Source organism: Flavobacterium sp. 2 (assembly GCF_049949195.1).
GTDB lineage: Bacteria > Bacteroidota > Bacteroidia > Flavobacteriales > Flavobacteriaceae > Flavobacterium.
Window position 1 is genome coordinate 1,528,087 of record NZ_CP188206.1, and the last position, 17,331, is coordinate 1,545,417.

The following is a 17,331-nucleotide window of genomic DNA, read 5'->3' on the forward strand; positions in this document are numbered from 1 at the left end:
TTAGTATTTATTTAAAATTTCGATAATAAAATTCACCTCAGTTTCGGTTAAAACTGGACTCATTGGCAAGCTTAAAACTTCATTGTGAATTTTTTCTGTAATTGGAAATGACAAATTATTCCAGGCAGAAAACGCTTTTTGTTTGTGTGGCGGAATTGGATAATGAATAACAGTCTGAATATTATGTTTTGTCAAATAATTTTGCAAATCGTCTCTGTTTTCAGTTCTTACAACAAACAAATGAAATACATGATTGTTCGAGAAATCCCAAAACGGCAAGATTATTTTTTCATTTTTGATTTCTGTTAAATAACGTTTTGCAATTGCTCTTCGTTTTTGATTATCTGTGTCTAAATTTGATAATTTCAGATTTAAAAAACCAGCTTGAAGTTCATCTAATCTTGAATTTATGCCAATATGTTCATTGTAATATTTTTTCTCTGAACCATAATTCCGAAGAGAAAAAAGCACTTTTGCCAATTCCGGATCATTTGTTGTAATCGCACCGCCATCGCCAAGACAGCCCAGATTTTTTCCAGGATAAAAACTGTAAGCTCTTGAATTATTAATTGTTAATTGTTGATTGTTAATTGCGCCGTGTGATTGTGCACAATCTTCAACAACAATTAAATTATATTTTTCTGCGATTTCATTTATTTTGTCCACTTCAGCCAATTGACCATATAAGTGAACTGGTAAAATCGCTTTTGTTTTTGAAGTTATTTTTTCCTCAATTAAATCAGGATTTATGCTATAGGTTTCTAATTTTGGCTCGACCAAAACCGGAACTAAATCGGCTTGCAAAATGGCTAAAATACTTGCTATATAAGTATTTGCCGGAACAATTACTTCATCGCCTTTTTTTAGTTTTCCGAGTTCAATATACCCTTTAAAGATTAAGACTAAAGCATCAAATCCATTCCCAACTCCTATACAATATTTTGATTGGCAATATTCGGCGAAAGCCTTTTCAAAAGTTTCCACTTCTTTTCCTAAAATGTACCAGCCGTTTTCTAAAACCTTTTTCAGTTTTTCCTGAAATGCAGTTTCATACGCTTCATTAATTTTTTTCAGGTCTAAAAAGAATATCATTTTAAATCGATTTTATAAAAATCCTGATTATAAATTGCACAGCCCAATTCTTCTTTTTGTTTCAAAAGACCTGAATGATAACCGCTTTCATTATCAGAATTTACAATTCCCATATCAAAAAAATGCTTTCCTTTTCGTTTGTATTTATGAATCAGGTTAATGAATAAAAAATCGAGAGCACGCACTTCTTCACCTTTTTTCGAAGTTGCACCGTATTGTGATTTCACCACATTTTCGGTTTCAAAAAGGGTAATTCCTGCGATAATTTCGTCGTTTTGATAAACCGAATATTGTTTGATGTTTTTGGGGAAAATTTGTTTTAAAAGTTTGATTTCTTCTTTGGTATGAACAGGTTTTGCATTGAATTTCTCCAATAATCTTGGTTCCAGAATTAACTCCCAAAAAGGCTGAAAATCTTGTTCTTCGACAATATCCAAATCGAGATTTTCAATTCGTCTGAAATGCTTCATTTTGCTTTTAGAAATCTTTAAAGGCAATTGCAAATTAACCGCCAAATTCATTTCTTTTCTTTCTGGAATTGCATTTCTTTTAAATAGAAAAAAGTCCATTTCCTGATTTCCTTTTGAAAAATAAAAATCGGGAATTGGTTTATAATGAAAAACTTCTATTTTATTTTCTTTCAAAAAAATCAGAATTTCATCTAAAATCATTTCTGTTTTTTCTGCTTTTAATTTGGAAGAAAAAATCAATCCGCCATACGTAAGTCCTTGATGTGAATGAACCGAATTTCCTTGTTTATTGGCTGGCAAAACGGCAAGTAATTTTTCTTCATCAAAAATTAAAAGTGAAAAATCTTCAAAACGATCTCTGTGGTACTCTATAAAATCACGATGAAACAAAAATGTAGCATTTTTTGCCGAAGCGACAAAATCGTTCCAGAGCTGGTAATCTTTTTGATCGTATTTTTTTACGGTAAATTTCATTTCCAAATTACTTATGATCAAATGCTTTTAAATTCCATTTGTATTTCACTGCCATTAATCGAATTACAATTATTACCAATGAAGTTACCAGATATAAAATATCATCGTTCAAGTTTAATTTTCTCAAACCAAAAAAAACGATTCCGCCTAAAATACAGATTGTCGCATAGATTTCTTCTCTAAAAACGTTCGGAATTTCGTTGCATAAAATATCTCTGATAACGCCTCCAAAACAAGCTGTCATAGTTCCTAAAGCAATACAAATTACCGGATGAAGTCCTGTTGTTAATCCTCTTTCGAGACCAATTAAAGTAAAAACGCCGAGTCCAATGGTATCGAAAAGAAACAATGAAGTTCGAAGTTTATCAAAACTTTTTCTGAAAAGAATAGCAAGGAAATAACCTAAAATTATCACATAAACGTACTGCATATCACGCATCCAGCCAACGGGAGTTCGTCCAATTAAAACATCACGAAGGGTTCCGCCACCAACAGCCGTTACAAATGCAATTATAAAAACCCCAAACGGGTCTAATTTTTTGTGCATTGCCGTTAATGCGCCAGACATGGCAAAAGCCATTGTCCCGATAATATCTAGTAAATGAAACATTTCTTTTTTAGGTGCAAAGGTTCAGAGTTACAAAGGTGCAAAGATTTCTTTTCTTAATATACAACTCTCCTTTTTTATTTATTTTTTTACGTAAATCGGACTTCTTTTCAATAAATACTGAACAGATTCCATCCAACTGTCTTTTATTGCCAAAAAGGGTTTACGCGTTTGAGAATATATTTTTGAAGTATTTTTATACATGTCAAAATAAACTGTGTAGTAATAATAAACCTGATTATTTGCAGTAGTTGTGGAATAATCATTTGTTTTGACCTTTTTGTCATTATTGCTAATCGTAGCGTTACCGCTATTGTATGTAGTCGATGTTGTTCCTGAGTTAATTGTGTATGAAACCTTTGCTGCAACAATATTATCAACGCCTAATATTTTTTCAAGATCTTCAATCGGAGTTGAATCAATATTGTGATAATCAATTCCTGCTTTGCTTAATAAACTGTTGGTTGTTCTCAAATCCTGAACCGTCAACGGAGCAATATTTCCAGATTTATCCAGCAATTTATTATACATATCGTTTTGAGCAAATTTTGCCATTTCCTCAGAACTTTGCTGAGTGTCTGAATTTAAAAACGGAACTGGAAGTACAGCAATTGTATTTTGTTTAATTTCTGTCGCGGCAACATATCCAGAACCTGTCGATGATGCAGAACTACTTCCCTGACTCACATCAAATGTCTGTGAACGTCCGCTTGCAAAATCAATTCGGGCAATTTGTGAAACATCGAGAACTATTAGAAGCGTTTCTCCCGGCAGCGAATATTCGATAGTTTTATCCGATATTTTAGAAACGGTACCTTCAATAATCGTGTAATCTCTTTTTATTATTTTATCTAATTTTTTTCCGCCTTGAGCGAAGGAAAAAACAGAAACAAAAAACAATATTAATAACGCGGCGACTTTCTTAATTTTCATGGTATTTACGCTTAGGTTTTCCTACTCTTTGGCTTTTCGGTTACTCCTTTTTTAAATATTAAACTTGTTAAATTTAAAAAAATAAATCCAAAACGTAGCTAATCAACCATTTAAAACTTAGAATCTTAGGAACTCTGAAACTTAGAATCTTTTTTTACATATTCTGCGTATAAAAATTATAGTCTTTTAAAATAACCCTGATAAAATCACTGTTATTTCCGGATTGATTTTTAATTCCGGTCACACTTTCAATTTTTGCAACTAATTTGCCTATAATTTCAAAATCATTTTTAATAACCGCTTTTTTGAAAGTTTCTTTGATAATTCGCATGTCATTGTCCGATAATTTAATAACCAAAGGATAAGTTGGTACATAAGCCGTTCCGATATCTTCTAAAATCGTGTGACTTATATTGATATTGTTTTTTAAAGTAATTACGGCTGTTCCCGCTGCCATATCTCCAAAACGCTGTGTTTTTTTACTCGATATTGCGGTAATCAATGCTACAAGCCCATAAAATGGCGGAATAAAAAAATCAATGATACCAAAAAACCATCGAATCAAATAATCGCCAAAACCAGCCTGATAGCCATCAATTTTGACCACTTTTATTTTAAGCAATATTTTTCCGATTGACTGTCCTTCAAAAACACTTTCAAAGGCAAGCGAGTAAAACATCAGCGGAACAGCAAAAAATAACATAATCGCTCGTTCTGACCAGCTATCTATACCATCCATTAAAATACCTATTTTTAGCCAGTAAAAAAAGATAAAATACACGATCAACATATAGCCAATTTTGATTCCAGCATCAATAAAATAAGCCCCTAACCGTTCTCCAACCGAAGCCGATATAAAATTTATTTTAACATTTTGTGTTGTAGTAATAGATAATTCTGACATATTTTATATTTTAGCCTTCAATGAGAGAAGTTGCCTTCATAAAACAAAATAAAGAAAAATGGCTGGAATTTGAGCTAGCTATTTTTGGTAAAGCTAAAAAAAATCCTGACGAATTAGCTAATTTATACATTCAGATGATGAATGATTTGTCGTATGCACAAACGTATTATCCTAAAAGTAAAACAGTTATTTACTTAAACCACCTTGCATCACAAATTTATCAGAAGATTTACAAAACCAAAAGAACGGAGAAAAACAGGGTTGTCGAATTTTTTGTAACCGAAGTTCCGTTGCTGGTTTATGAATACAGACGCTATTTAATCTATGCCTTTATTTTATTTTTTGTGACGGTTTCTATAGGCGTTATTTCGGCAAAATACGATCCTAATTTTGTTCGTCTTATTCTTGGCGATAATTATGTAAACGAAACTTTGGAAAACATAAAAAAAGGGAATCCAATGGCCGTTTATGGATCGGGAAGTAATTGGGGAAGTTTTGTTTCTATTACAATGAATAATCTTTTTGTTGGCGCAAAATGCTACTTTTTTGGACTTTTTGCCGGAATTGGGACTTTCTATATTTGCATGTCCAACTGTATTATGTTGGGATCTTTTCAATATTTCTTTTATGAACAAGGCGTTTTTTGGAAAAGCGTCAGAGGAATCTGGATTCATGGCGCAATGGAAATTTTTGGAATTGTCATAGAAACCGCGGCCGGATTTATTTTAGGCGCTTCAATATTATTTCCAAAGACTTTTTCAAGAATCAATTCTTTTAAAATTGGTTTTAAAAATAGTTTCAAAATCTATTTGAGTACATTTCCTTTTACAATTGGCGCTGGTTTTCTGGAAGGTTTTATTACACGATATTCTATTGATATGCCAAATTGGCTCAGCAGTTTTATCATTTTATTTACATTAGGAATAATTTCATTTTACTATTTGGTTTATCCTTTTATTGTCCACAAAAAAACACAACAATTCTCAGCCTAAATTGACTTAATCGGAAACCATAATGAATAAGATTTTCTTCATTTTACTTTTTCTTTTTTGCTGCAGTTTTTCAAACGCACAAGATTCTCTTGTTACCGAAGAACCGCCAAAAGCAGTTTCTATTAAATATACCGAAAAAGATATTCAGATTGATACGGCTACAATTCCTTCTAAGACTTTTGAAAAAGATTTCAAAAAGAGATACAAAAGCGATGATTTTGTTTATGAAGTCAAACCACCAGCAAAAACATTTTGGGATGATTTTTTAGAATGGCTTGCTCGTATTTTTAGCAAAATATTCACGTTCAGCAATCAAAAAGCATCAATAGATTTTGTTGCTATTCTTTTTAAAACTTTGGCGGCAATAATTGTAATCATTGTTATTTTCCTGATAGTAAAAGCATTAATCAATAAAGAAGGACAATGGATTTTTGGCAAAAATTCTAAAAAAAGAACTATTTATTATTCGGATGCCGAAAAAAATATTCATCTTATAGATTTCGAAAAACTGATTGCAGAAAATATTCAGTCAGATCAAAAAAGAATTGCGATTCGTTATTACTATTTATGGCTATTAAAAGTCATGGCGCAAAATCATTATATAGAATGGGATATTGAAAAAACCAATTCTGATTATTTATATGAAATTCAAAGTCCTGTTCATAGAGAAGAATTTACCTATTTATCTTATTTGTACAATTACATTTGGTACGGTGAATTTGATATAAACGAGCCTATTTTCTTAAAAGCTGAAAACCGATTTAAAAAAGCTATAAAAACCTTTAACCATGGATAAATCTATTAAAATTTATATCGGTGTTCTGGTTTTTATTTTCGGCTTGATTTTATTTGCAGGCAAGAAACAGCCAAAACCAATTGACTGGCGCCCTACTTTTTCTGTACATGACAAGATTCCGTACGGATTATATGTTTTTGACAAAGAAATCAAAGGGCTTTTGAAAGGACAAAAAATCGAAAGAATTACGGCTGTAACACCTTACGAATATTTAGATTCTAAATACAATCCAGATACTTTAGTTGAAGATTACAGAATAAAAGGCACATTCCTGAATATTGCTGCAAATGGCGATATTGACGAGCAATCTGTAAAAGAGCTTTTTTATTTTGTTTCGCGAGGGAATAATGCATTTTTGAGCATGCGCAGTTTTCCTCAAATTTTGTTAGATAGTTTAAAACTTGATGTTCAGAACGATTTAAAAAGACCTCATAAGACTTTGATTTGGATGGCAAATCGAAAAGTAAATGACAAAAAGTACATTTTTACACAGTCAGTTGAGGATTATTTTTCTAAAATTGATACGGCAAATACTACTGTTTTAGGTTATCAGAGTTCAGCAAAAAATGAAAAGCATATTAATTTCATAAAAGTGCAATATCATAGCGGTTATTTTTATCTGCATACACAACCGGCCACTTTTACGAATTATCATTTGCTGAAAGGAAATCATTATCAATATGCGGAAAACGCATTGTCACAAATTCCTAAAGGAGCTATTTTTTGGTACACAAAAGGACAAAATAATGAGTCGGTTTCAGGTTCTCCTCTGCGCTATATTTTTAGCCAGCCGGGATTAAAATGGGCTTATTTGATGAGTATATTTGGGATTTTGATTTTCATATTTTTTAATGCCAAACGAAAACAGCGAATTGTGCCAATTGTAAAACCGCTTGCCAATTTAACAGTCGATTTTACCAAAACAATTGGAAATTTATATTATCAGGAAGGCGATCACACGAATATTATTGACAAGAAAATTATCTTTTTCCTTGAAAAAATGCGAACCGAATATTTGCTTGATACCACAAAACTGGATGATGATTTTATTAAAAAACTGCAACTTAAAACAGGAAAAAACATTACTGATATCCAGGAGCTTGTCTTTTTAATTAATGAACATCGAAAGAGTTATCACGGAAGTCTTGAAGAAGATTTAATCCGAATTAATAATGCAATTGAAAAAGTTATACATTAGTATTTTTAACCGAAATTCACCAAAAGAAAACATACCAAAACATGGACGAAAATAGCATCACAGAAAACGAAATCACAAATGAAAATGTAAATTTCGAAACCAGACTAAATTTAACGCCGCTTTTAGAACACGTTAATGCCATCAAAAAAGAAATCGAAACTGTAATTGTTGGTCAGCACAAAATGGTTGATCAGCTTTTAGTTGCTATTTTGTCAAATGGACATGTTTTATTGGAAGGTGTTCCGGGAGTTGCGAAAACAATTACAGCAAAACTTCTGGCAAAAACCGTGAATATTGACTTTAGCCGAATTCAGTTCACACCAGATTTAATGCCTTCAGATATTTTAGGAACCTCAATTTTTAATTTAAAAAGTTCTGAATTTGAATTCAAAAAAGGACCTATTTTCTCTAATTTGATTTTAATTGACGAGATCAATCGTGCGCCGGCAAAAACACAGGCTGCTCTTTTTGAAGTTATGGAAGAACGCCAGATTACAATTGACGGTTCTGGTTATCAACTTGACACTCCTTTTTTAGTAATTGCAACTCAAAACCCAATTGAGCAGGAAGGAACATACCGTTTGCCAGAAGCACAATTAGACCGTTTTTTATTCAAAATTACGGTTGATTATCCTAAATTAAATGAAGAAATTCTGATTATTCAACGTGAACATTTGCTACAGGACCATGGAAAATTGGAAGCCATTAAAGCCGTACTTTCTGCTTCAGAAATAAAAGAATATCAGGCTTTAATAAAACAAATTAGAGTAGAACAAAATCTATTGGAATACATTGCCCGAATTGTTGTGAATACAAGAGAAAATGCATTTTTGTATTTAGGAGCTTCACCACGTGCTTCGATTGCGATTTTGAATGCTGCAAAAGGTTTTGCTGCCATCAGAGGACGTGATTTTGTTACTCCTGAAGACATTAAAGAAGCTGCGATTCCGGTTTTACAACACCGTGTAATTGTCGCGCCAGAAAGAGAAATGGAAGGAATTACAAGCTCAGAAATTATCAAACAAATTATTGAAACTGTAGAAATACCTAGATAATTATTAATTGTTAATGGTTAATTGTAAAATGTGAAATGGCAATTAACTGAAGAACTTGAAACCTGAAACTTTAAACAAAAAAATGAAGTTTATAAAAAGTCTATATCTCAACAACTTCTTTTTCTATGTGCTTGCTGGCATTGTAGGACTATTTGTTTGTGCTTTTATTTTCCCGAATATCTATGATGCGGTTTGGTTTGGAGTTTTGATTTTAATTACTTTTTTGGGTTTAGATATTTTGCTATTATATTTAACCAAAACAGGATTTGAAGCAGACCGAATTACTCCGGAAAAATTGTCAAATGGAGATTTAAATCCGATAAATCTTGTTTTAAAAAATCATTATACCTTTTCGGTTTCGGTAAAAATAATTGATGAAATTCCGTTTCAATTTCAGGTTCGTGATTTCAAAATTATTAAAACTTTAAAAGCTTCGGAACAAAAAGAAATCGGTTATGATTTGCGTCCAACCGAGCGTGGAGAATATTATTTTGGTTATTTAAATATTTATGTTTCTTCACCTTTGCGATTAATTTCGCGAAGATTTATATTTAATAACGATCAAATGGTGCCAACGTATCCTTCTTATATTCAATTAAGAAAATACGATTTATTGGCGTTTTCGAATAATTTATTTCAATACGGAATCAAGAAAATCCGCCGAATTGGTCATACAATGGAGTTTGAGCAAATTAAAGAATATGTTCAGGGCGATGATTTAAGAACTATAAACTGGAAAGCGACTGCAAAGAAAAATGCTTTGATGGTCAACCAGTTTCAAGATGAAAAATCGCAATCGGTTTATATGGCAATTGATAAAGGTCGCGTGATGCAAATGCCTTTTGACGGATTAAGTTTGCTGGATTATGCCATCAATTCAACATTGGTTTTATCGAACGTAATTTTAAAAAAGCAAGATAAAGCAGGACTTTTTTCTTTTTCTAAAAAAGTTGAAAACAGAGTTTTTGCAGAAAAAAGAGGTTCGCAAATGCAAAAAATCCTTGAAACTTTATACAATATCAAAACCGATTTTTTCGAAAGCGATTACAGTCGTTTGTATGTTGATATCAAGAAAAATATCAACCAAAGAAGTTTGATTATTTTATATACAAACTTTGAAACAATGGATGGTTTAAATCGTCAATTACCTTATTTAAAAGGAATTGCAAAAAACCATTTGTTAGTTGTTGTTTTCTTTCAGAATACAGAATTGAATTCGATCATCAACAAAAAAACAGATACCATTCAGGAAGTTTACGATAAAGTAATTGCTGAAAAATTCATGTTCGAAAAACGATTAATCGCAAATGAACTTAAAAAGTACGGAATTCATTCGGTTTTAACGCAGCCTGAAAATCTGACTTTAGATGCAATTAATAAATATTTGGAAATAAAAGCGAGAGGAATTTTGTAAGTTTCAATATTTGTTATCTTATTGTTATTTTACAAAAAGAATCCAATTTGATCAATTTTATAAATTAGTTTTGGAATAAATATGAAATCTGAACAAATTTCAAACTTATCAAAAATGAAAAAAGCAATCTTAACTCTGTTAATTTTATTAAGTTTCAAATCCCAAGCTCAAAAAACAGAAAACATTATCATAATTACTACTGACGGATTTAGATGGCAGGAAGTTTTCAAAGGATTAGATCCAGCAATCGCCAATGATAAAAAATTCAATCAGGGAGACAGCGCTTACATTTATAAAAAATATGGAAGTGCCGAAATCAAAGAAGCACGCAAAAAACTAATGCCTTTTTTCTGGTCTGAAATTGCTTCCAAAGGACAAATTTATGGCAATCGGGATCTAGGAAACAAAGTCGATGTTGCCAATCCGTATTGGTTTAGTTATCCTGGCTACAGTGAAATTATGACTGGAAATGTAGATACTAAAGTCAACTCAAACGGTTATAAAGCAAATCCAAATGTGAATGTTTTAGAGTTTTTAAATAAACAATCTAAACTTAAAGGAAAAGTTGCCGCATTTGGTGCCTGGGATGCTTTTGACCGAATTTTAAACGAAGAAAGAAGCGGGTTTCCGGTAATTTCTGCATTTGATAAAGTGGGCGGAAGTAAGCCAACTTCACCTCAAAAATTATTAAATGAAATGCGCGACAACTCATATAAGCCATTTCACGAAGATGAATGTCTGGATGTTTTCACACATTATCAGGCAATGGATGAACTTAAAACGAAAAAACCAAAAGTACTTTATATTGCCTACGGAGAAACAGATGAATGGGCACATCATGCTGAATATCGTTCGTATCTTGATGCCGCAAACCAAGTTGATAAATGGATTCAGGAAATCTGGAATTTTGTACAAAACGATCCTCAATACAAAAATAAAACCACTTTATTTATCACAGTTGATCACGGTCGCGGTGATAAAATAAAAAAACAATGGACAGATCACGGTGCTGATGTTGAAGGTGCTTCGCAAATTTGGTTCGCAACAATAGGGCCTGAAATTGCTCCAAAAGGCGAAATCAAAACCGAATCACAGCTGTATCAAAAACAATTTGCGCAAACATTAGCAAAATTAATGGGATATGATTTCAAAACGGATCATCCTGTTAATGAAGAGGTAAAAGAAGTTTTTGAGAAATAGTTTTCTTTTTTTCGCCACGACCCGAGCGATAGCGAATAGGCGAAGCAATTCACGAATTATTTTTTCAAAACTTTGCGTGGAAAAAATTTGTGAATTCGTGGCAGAAAAACCTTTGCTGTTCTGACGCTTTGGAACTTTAAAAAAAATCTCAGTACCTTAGCGCCTTAGAATCTTAGTCGCTCAAAAAATGAAACAAATCACTTCAGTTCAAAATCCGTTTATAAAATCGCTTGTTTTGCTTCAGGAAAAGTCTAAAGCCAGAAAACAAACCGGCACATTTTTGATCGAAGGATTACGTGAAATTTCATTAGCTATAAAAGGCGGTTACGAAATTGAAACGGTTTTATTTTTGCCTGAATTAGTTTCTGAAACAGAAATAAATAAACTGATTGCTCCTCCGTTTCAACTAATTGAAATTAATAAAGAAGTTTATCAAAAACTGGCTTATCGCGATACAACCGAAGGCATTTTGGCTGTAGCCAAAACCAAATCCCTAAAATTATCTGATTTAAAATTATCTGATAATCCATTGATTTTAGTAGTTGAATCTTTGGAAAAACCAGGAAACATAGGTGCTGTATTACGAACTGCTGATGCGGCCAATTTAGATGCCGTTTTAATCGCCAATCCAAAAAGTGATTTATACAATCCAAACATTGTGCGTTCCAGCGTTGGATGTCTTTTCACCAATCAGATTGCAACCGGAACATCGGAAGAAATTATTGCATTTTTAAAAGAAAAAAAGATCAGTTTCTATAGTGCAACTTTACAAAATTCGACTTTCTACCACACTCAAAATTTCACCACGCCAACCGCTTTGGTTGTTGGAACAGAAGCAACAGGATTAACCCAGATATGGCGCGACGCCGCAACCCAAAATATCATCATCCCGATGCAGGGAGAAATTGACAGCATGAATGTTTCAGTTGCTGCCGCAATTTTAATTTTTGAAGCCAAACGCCAAAGAGAATTTAAATAATCTTAAACTACCAAGTTATGAAGTACAAATTATCGTTTTTAGCACTTTTATTCAGTTTCACAACTTTCGCACAAATTACCAATCAGGAAGTTGACAATTTAGTAGAACGAACGATGAAAGCATTTGACGTTCCCGGAATTTCAGTTGCTATTGTAAAAGACGGAAAAGTAGTTCTGGCTAAAGGATATGGCGTAATATCAATCTTAACGCAACAAAAAGTAGATGCTAACACACTTTTCGGAATTGCATCAAACAGTAAGGCATTTACCAGTGCAGCATTGGCAATGTTGGTAGATGAAGGCAAAATAAAATGGGATGATAAAGTGATAAAATATCTTCCTGATTTTAAAATGTATGATGATTTTGTAACTCGTGAATTCACCATTCGTGACTTATTAACACATAGAAGCGGACTTGGTCTTGGCGCCGGAGATTTAATGATCTGGCCAGACGGAAGTGATTTTACAGCAAAAGATATCGTGCATAATTTACGTTACTTAAAGCCAGTTTCGAGCTTTAGAACAAAATATGATTATGACAACCTAATGTACATTATTGCTGGCGAAATTGTTCATGTTGTAAGCGGAAAAACCTGGGCAGATTTTGTCGAAGAACGTATCATGAAGCCTTTGGAAATGAATAACAGTGTGGCATCCATAAAACGTTTAAAAGATACTTCAAATGTAATTACACCACACGTTCCGATTGATGGAAAACTAAAAACAATAAAACGTTACGAAAACCAGCTTTTTGATGGTGCGGCCGGAATTTACTCAAGCGTAAATGATTTGAGCAAATGGGCAATTCTACAAATCAATAATGGAAAATACGGTGATAATAAACAATTATTTTCTGAAAAAGAGCATGATGAAATGTGGCAGTTGCAAACGATTATTCCTGCTAAAACCAGACCTCCGTATAACACTCATTTTTCAGGTTACGGATTAGGCTGGTTTTTAAGTGATGTGAAAGGATACAAACAAGCATCTCACACAGGAGGTTTAGAAGGGAATGTGACGCAAACAACTTTGATTCCAGAAATTGGGTTGGGAATTATTGTTTTAACGAATCAGCAATCTGGTGCTGCTTTTAATGCGATTACAAATACTATAAAAGACAGTTATTTGGGCATAAAATCAGATGATTACGTAACCGTTTACAGCAACAGAATGAAGGCCAATGAAGAAAAGGCAGACAAAGTTACAGACGACGTTTGGGCAGTTGTTGCTAAGAATAAAAAAGATAAAATAAAAACTGATTTTTCTAAAATTGTTGGAACTTATAAAGACAATTGGTTTGGAGAAATTACGATTACAGAGAAAAAAGGAAAATTATATTTTGCCTCTAAACGCTCTCCGCAATTGGCAGGCGAAGTTTCTTTTTATAAAGATGGAAATTATGTTGTAAAATGGAACAATGCTTTTTTCCATGCCGATGCTCATTTACTCTTCAAATATGATGAAAGCGGAAAAGCTACTAATCTAAAAATGCTTCCAATCTCTGAACTGACTGATTTTAGCTATGATTTTCAGGACTTGGATTTTTCTAAAGAATAATTATTTTGTTTCAAGTTTCGGGTTTCAAGTTAAAAAATGAGACTTAAAACGATCGTTAAAAACTTGAAACCCGAAACTTGAAACAAAATAATTCCTTTCTAAAATCAACAATCTAAAGCCTTGCGTATATTCAAACTAATGCGTATTTTTAGTACTTGAATATGCCGTTATGATAGAAATAGATATTGAGAAAGAAAACAAAGCGATTGCGCAGGAATACAAGGAATTACTTCGAATAAGTTATCAGACTTTAACCCCAGCCGATAAAAAACTAATTCGGAAAGCTTTTGACGTTGCTGTTGATGCCCATAAGGAACAAAGACGCAAATCAGGAGAAGCGTATATCTTTCATCCTATTGCAGTTGCAAAAATTGTTGCCTCAGAAATTGGTCTGGGAGCGACATCTATTGCCGCGGCTTTATTACACGATGTTGTCGAAGATACACCAATGACAGTACAGGAAATTGAGCGATTATTTAATCCAAAAGTAGCTCAATTAGTGGAAGGTTTAACTAAAATTTCTTTGGTTCAAAAAGATTTGAATGCTTCAATGCAAGCCGAGAATTTTAGAAAAATGATTCTGACATTGAACGATGATGTGCGTGTTATTTTGATAAAACTCGCCGATCGTCTCCACAATATGCAGACCATGGATTCGATGGCAGAATACAAACAAACGAAAATTGCTTCGGAAACACTTTATATTTATGCTCCCCTTGCCCATCGTTTAGGACTCTACAATATCAAAACAAAACTAGAAGATTTAGGATTAAAATATACTGAACCAGCTATTTACAATGACATTGTAAGCAAAATCAGAGAAACAAAAGAGGAACAGGATGCCTACATTAAAGATATTTCAGATGTTTTGAAGAAATCGCTGGATGTTGAAAACATTGATTACATCATAAAAGGTCGTCCAAAATCTATTTATTCGATTCGCAGAAAAATGCGCGCTCAAAATGTGAGTTTTGACGAAGTATATGACAAATTTGCACTTCGAATTGTTTATAAATCAGACCCTCACGACGAGAAATTCATCGCCTGGAAAATTTATTCGATTGTAACAGATCATTACAGACCAAGTCCGAGCCGTTTGCGTGATTGGATTTCATCGCCAAAATCAACTGGTTATGAAGCACTTCACATTACTGTGATGGGACCAAAAGGACGCTGGGTCGAAGTTCAGGTTCGAAGCGAGCGAATGGATGAAATTGCCGAAAAAGGTTATGCTGCTCATTACAAATATAAAAATGGCGCTACTGAAGAAAGCGGATTGGACACTTGGCTGAATTTGCTTCGCGAAGCATTGGAAAATCCTGAAACCAACGCAGTAGATTTCGTTGAGGATTTCAAAATGAATTTATATTCGAAAGAAATCTTTGTCTTTACACCAAAAGGAGAAATCAAATCGCTTCCGAAAGGTGCAACTTCATTAGATTTTGCATTTAGCATTCACTCTGAAATTGGAATTAAAACCAGAGGAACGCGCGTCAATGGGCGTCTGGTTCCGTTAAATCACGAATTAAAAAGTGGTGATCAGGTTGAAGTAATTACATCGGCAAGCCAAAAACCTACTGTAAACTGGCTGGAATATGTAACAACTTCGCGTGCCAAAAACAAAATCAAAAACGTTCTTAACGAGAACACGAAAAAAATTGGCGAAGAAGGAAAAGAACTTCTTACCCGAAAATTAAAACATTTAAAAGTCACACTAAACGAGCAAGTTACAAACGAGTTAGTTAACTTTTTTAAATTAAAAACAAGCTTAGATTTATTTTACAGAGTTGGAATTGGAGCTATCGAAAATCAGCAGTTAAAAGATTATGCGGCTCAGAAAAGCAATTCGTTTATCAATTTCTTCAAAAATAAAATCAAAAGAAATAAAGATACTGCAGACGAGGATATTCATAAACCTGTTATCAGCAGTAATTATGATATGCTGGTTTTTGGAACGGAGCATGACAAGTTGGATTATAAACTTTCGCAATGTTGTAACCCGATTCCTGGAGATGACGTTTTTGGTTTTGTTACCATTAACGAAGGAATAAAGGTGCATAAAAAAGATTGTCCAAACGCTATTGGAATGCAGTCTAATTATGCATACCGAATCATGAGCGCCAAATGGATTGACTCTTCTCAGGAAGAATTCAAAGCGATTATCAATATTACCGGAATGGACGTTTTAGGACTTACAAATCAATTAACAAAAGTAATTTCGAATAATATGAACGTGAATATTCAAAGCATTTCGTTAAGTACAGATGCTGGAATTTTTCATGGTCAAGTTGCAGTAATTGTTAAAAACAATACCATTTTGAAAAAAATGATTAGTGCTATCAAAAAAATAGATGGCGTTGATAAAGTAACAAGAGAATATCGAACTTAAATAAGTCGAAAGTTTAAAGTCTTAAAGTCAAAAGTAATTTACTTAAACTATTAATATTTTTTTATGGAAAATGAAAACTTAGAAATTCCCGAAATACATTTTGATGAAAATGGCGAACTTATTATTATCGCTTCTGAATCTTCTTCAAAAGATGATTTTGATTTTTTTCAGGGAAAATCTTTCATTCGAAATAAAAAATTAAAACAAAGATTTGCAAATTGTACCGAATGGATCGAATTTCCATCGACCCAGGAAATGTATAAAATCCTGAACGGAATTGGGAATATCGATAATTTCCTTGCCACTTTTGACGGCGAACCTTTTGAAGGTATGACGGTGAGATTATTTAATCCCAAAACCAGATTGTGGAGTATTTATTGGTCCGATTCAAATACCGGCGTTTTAGATAAACCTGTTGTGGGTTCGTTTGAAAATAATATTGGACATTTTTTTTCAAAAGATATTTATGAAGGAAAAAATGTGATTCAGGTTTTTCGCTGGGATGCCAGAGATAAACAAAATCCGGTTTGGAGTCAGGCGATGTCTGATGATAACGGAAAAACCTGGGAATGGAATTGGTATATGTACATGACAAAAAGCAAATAGGAATTTGTTAATTTTATTGTAATTAAAAATATTTATGTTAATTAAGCTTTTTTAGATTCTCCAAAACATACGACTGTTAAACCCTGTAATTATTACACTTTGACTGTTCTGATATGATTTTGAACGTTAAACTTTAAAGCCGAAACTTTTATTGATTAAAAATAAAAAATTATCTTTGCAGGATATGACACTTATTTCAACTGACAACACTAAGAATCAAGAAATTGTAAAAAATGTTTTTACAATGTATCTTGAACAAAAAGGGCATCGCAAAACTCCTGAGCGTTATGCTATACTTCAGGAAATTTACGATAGCGAAGAGCATTTTGACATAGAAAACTTATATATCAAAATGAAAAACAAAAACTATCGTGTGAGCAGAGCTACATTGTACAACACGATCGAGTTATTGTTAGACTGCGCTTTGGTTAGAAAACATCAATTTGGACAAAATCAGGCTTACTACGAAAAATCGTATTTCGACAAACAGCATGATCATATCATCATGACTGATTCTGGAGAAGTTATTGAATTTTGCGATCCAAGAATTCAGACCATCAAAAAAACAATCGAAGAAATATTTGATATCGAAATTACGAATCATTCACTTTATTTCTACGGAAACAAAAAGCAAAAACAATAATCCGGAAAGGCATTATTCAAAAA

The 17,331-nt window shown here is 32.9% G+C and carries 16 protein-coding genes; 11 read left to right on the plus strand and 5 right to left on the minus strand.

The window, feature by feature from the left end; genetic code table 11:
- The 5 genes from ACNFIH_RS06460 to ACNFIH_RS06480 all read right to left on the minus strand — a co-directional run bounded on the left by ACNFIH_RS06460 (position 1) and on the right by ACNFIH_RS06480 (position 4,480).
- Positions 1-1,092: a DegT/DnrJ/EryC1/StrS family aminotransferase gene (locus ACNFIH_RS06460; RefSeq protein WP_426485971.1), complete on the minus strand. Its 1,092-nt coding sequence runs from the start codon at positions 1,090-1,092 to the stop codon at positions 1-3.
- Positions 1,089-2,036, minus strand: a complete 948-nt coding sequence (locus tag ACNFIH_RS06465) for a FemAB family protein (RefSeq protein ID WP_426485972.1) — start codon at positions 2,034-2,036, stop codon at positions 1,089-1,091. Before ACNFIH_RS06465 ends, ACNFIH_RS06460 begins: the two co-directional genes overlap by 4 nt.
- Positions 2,037-2,043: 7 nt before the next feature.
- Entirely contained in the window at positions 2,044-2,646 is a 603-nt protein-coding gene (locus ACNFIH_RS06470) for a trimeric intracellular cation channel family protein (protein ID WP_426485973.1), read from the minus strand.
- A gap of 78 nt (positions 2,647-2,724) precedes the next feature.
- A complete protein-coding gene (locus ACNFIH_RS06475; protein ID WP_426485974.1) occupies positions 2,725-3,576 on the minus strand; it encodes a hypothetical protein in 852 nt (283 codons plus the stop codon).
- A 154-nt stretch (positions 3,577-3,730) separates the two neighbouring features.
- Complete coding sequence (locus ACNFIH_RS06480; RefSeq protein ID WP_426485975.1) at positions 3,731-4,480, minus strand: RDD family protein; 750 nt, start codon at positions 4,478-4,480, stop codon at positions 3,731-3,733.
- Between the two features lie 20 nt (positions 4,481-4,500).
- On the opposite strand from ACNFIH_RS06480, the gene ACNFIH_RS06485 reads away from it, so the two are divergent.
- The 11 genes from ACNFIH_RS06485 (at position 4,501) to ACNFIH_RS06535 (ending at position 17,308) form a co-directional block, all read left to right on the plus strand.
- Positions 4,501-5,472, plus strand: a complete 972-nt coding sequence (locus ACNFIH_RS06485; RefSeq protein WP_426485976.1) for a stage II sporulation protein M — start codon at positions 4,501-4,503, stop codon at positions 5,470-5,472.
- A 22-nt stretch (positions 5,473-5,494) separates the two neighbouring features.
- Positions 5,495-6,268: a DUF4129 domain-containing protein gene (locus ACNFIH_RS06490; protein WP_426485977.1), complete on the plus strand. Its 774-nt coding sequence runs from the start codon at positions 5,495-5,497 to the stop codon at positions 6,266-6,268.
- Entirely contained in the window at positions 6,261-7,466 is a 1,206-nt protein-coding gene (locus ACNFIH_RS06495; protein ID WP_426485978.1) for a DUF4350 domain-containing protein, read from the plus strand. Before ACNFIH_RS06490 ends, ACNFIH_RS06495 begins: the two co-directional genes overlap by 8 nt.
- A gap of 41 nt (positions 7,467-7,507) precedes the next feature.
- On the plus strand, positions 7,508-8,521 hold the full coding sequence (locus ACNFIH_RS06500) for an AAA family ATPase (RefSeq protein WP_426485979.1): 1,014 nt from the start codon (positions 7,508-7,510) through the stop codon (positions 8,519-8,521).
- Positions 8,522-8,603: 82 nt separating this feature from the next.
- The gene (locus tag ACNFIH_RS06505) at positions 8,604-9,935 is read left to right on the plus strand and encodes a DUF58 domain-containing protein (protein WP_035649088.1); all 1,332 of its coding nucleotides are present in this window, start codon (positions 8,604-8,606) and stop codon (positions 9,933-9,935) included.
- A 114-nt stretch (positions 9,936-10,049) separates the two neighbouring features.
- On the plus strand, positions 10,050-11,135 hold the full coding sequence (locus ACNFIH_RS06510) for a phosphoglyceromutase (RefSeq protein ID WP_426485980.1): 1,086 nt from the start codon (positions 10,050-10,052) through the stop codon (positions 11,133-11,135).
- A gap of 187 nt (positions 11,136-11,322) precedes the next feature.
- Positions 11,323-12,114: a TrmH family RNA methyltransferase gene (locus ACNFIH_RS06515; protein ID WP_426485981.1), complete on the plus strand. Its 792-nt coding sequence runs from the start codon at positions 11,323-11,325 to the stop codon at positions 12,112-12,114.
- A gap of 17 nt (positions 12,115-12,131) precedes the next feature.
- Complete coding sequence (locus ACNFIH_RS06520; RefSeq protein ID WP_426485982.1) at positions 12,132-13,670, plus strand: serine hydrolase; 1,539 nt, start codon at positions 12,132-12,134, stop codon at positions 13,668-13,670.
- A 169-nt stretch (positions 13,671-13,839) separates the two neighbouring features.
- Entirely contained in the window at positions 13,840-16,059 is a 2,220-nt protein-coding gene (locus ACNFIH_RS06525) for a RelA/SpoT family protein (protein ID WP_142449723.1), read from the plus strand.
- 63 nt (positions 16,060-16,122) lie between these two features.
- Positions 16,123-16,665 (plus strand): hypothetical protein, encoded by a 543-nt coding sequence (locus ACNFIH_RS06530; protein ID WP_426485983.1) that lies wholly within the window; start codon positions 16,123-16,125, stop codon positions 16,663-16,665.
- 184 nt (positions 16,666-16,849) lie between these two features.
- Complete coding sequence (locus tag ACNFIH_RS06535; protein ID WP_026981862.1) at positions 16,850-17,308, plus strand: Fur family transcriptional regulator; 459 nt, start codon at positions 16,850-16,852, stop codon at positions 17,306-17,308.
- Positions 17,309-17,331: the final 23 nt, after the last annotated feature.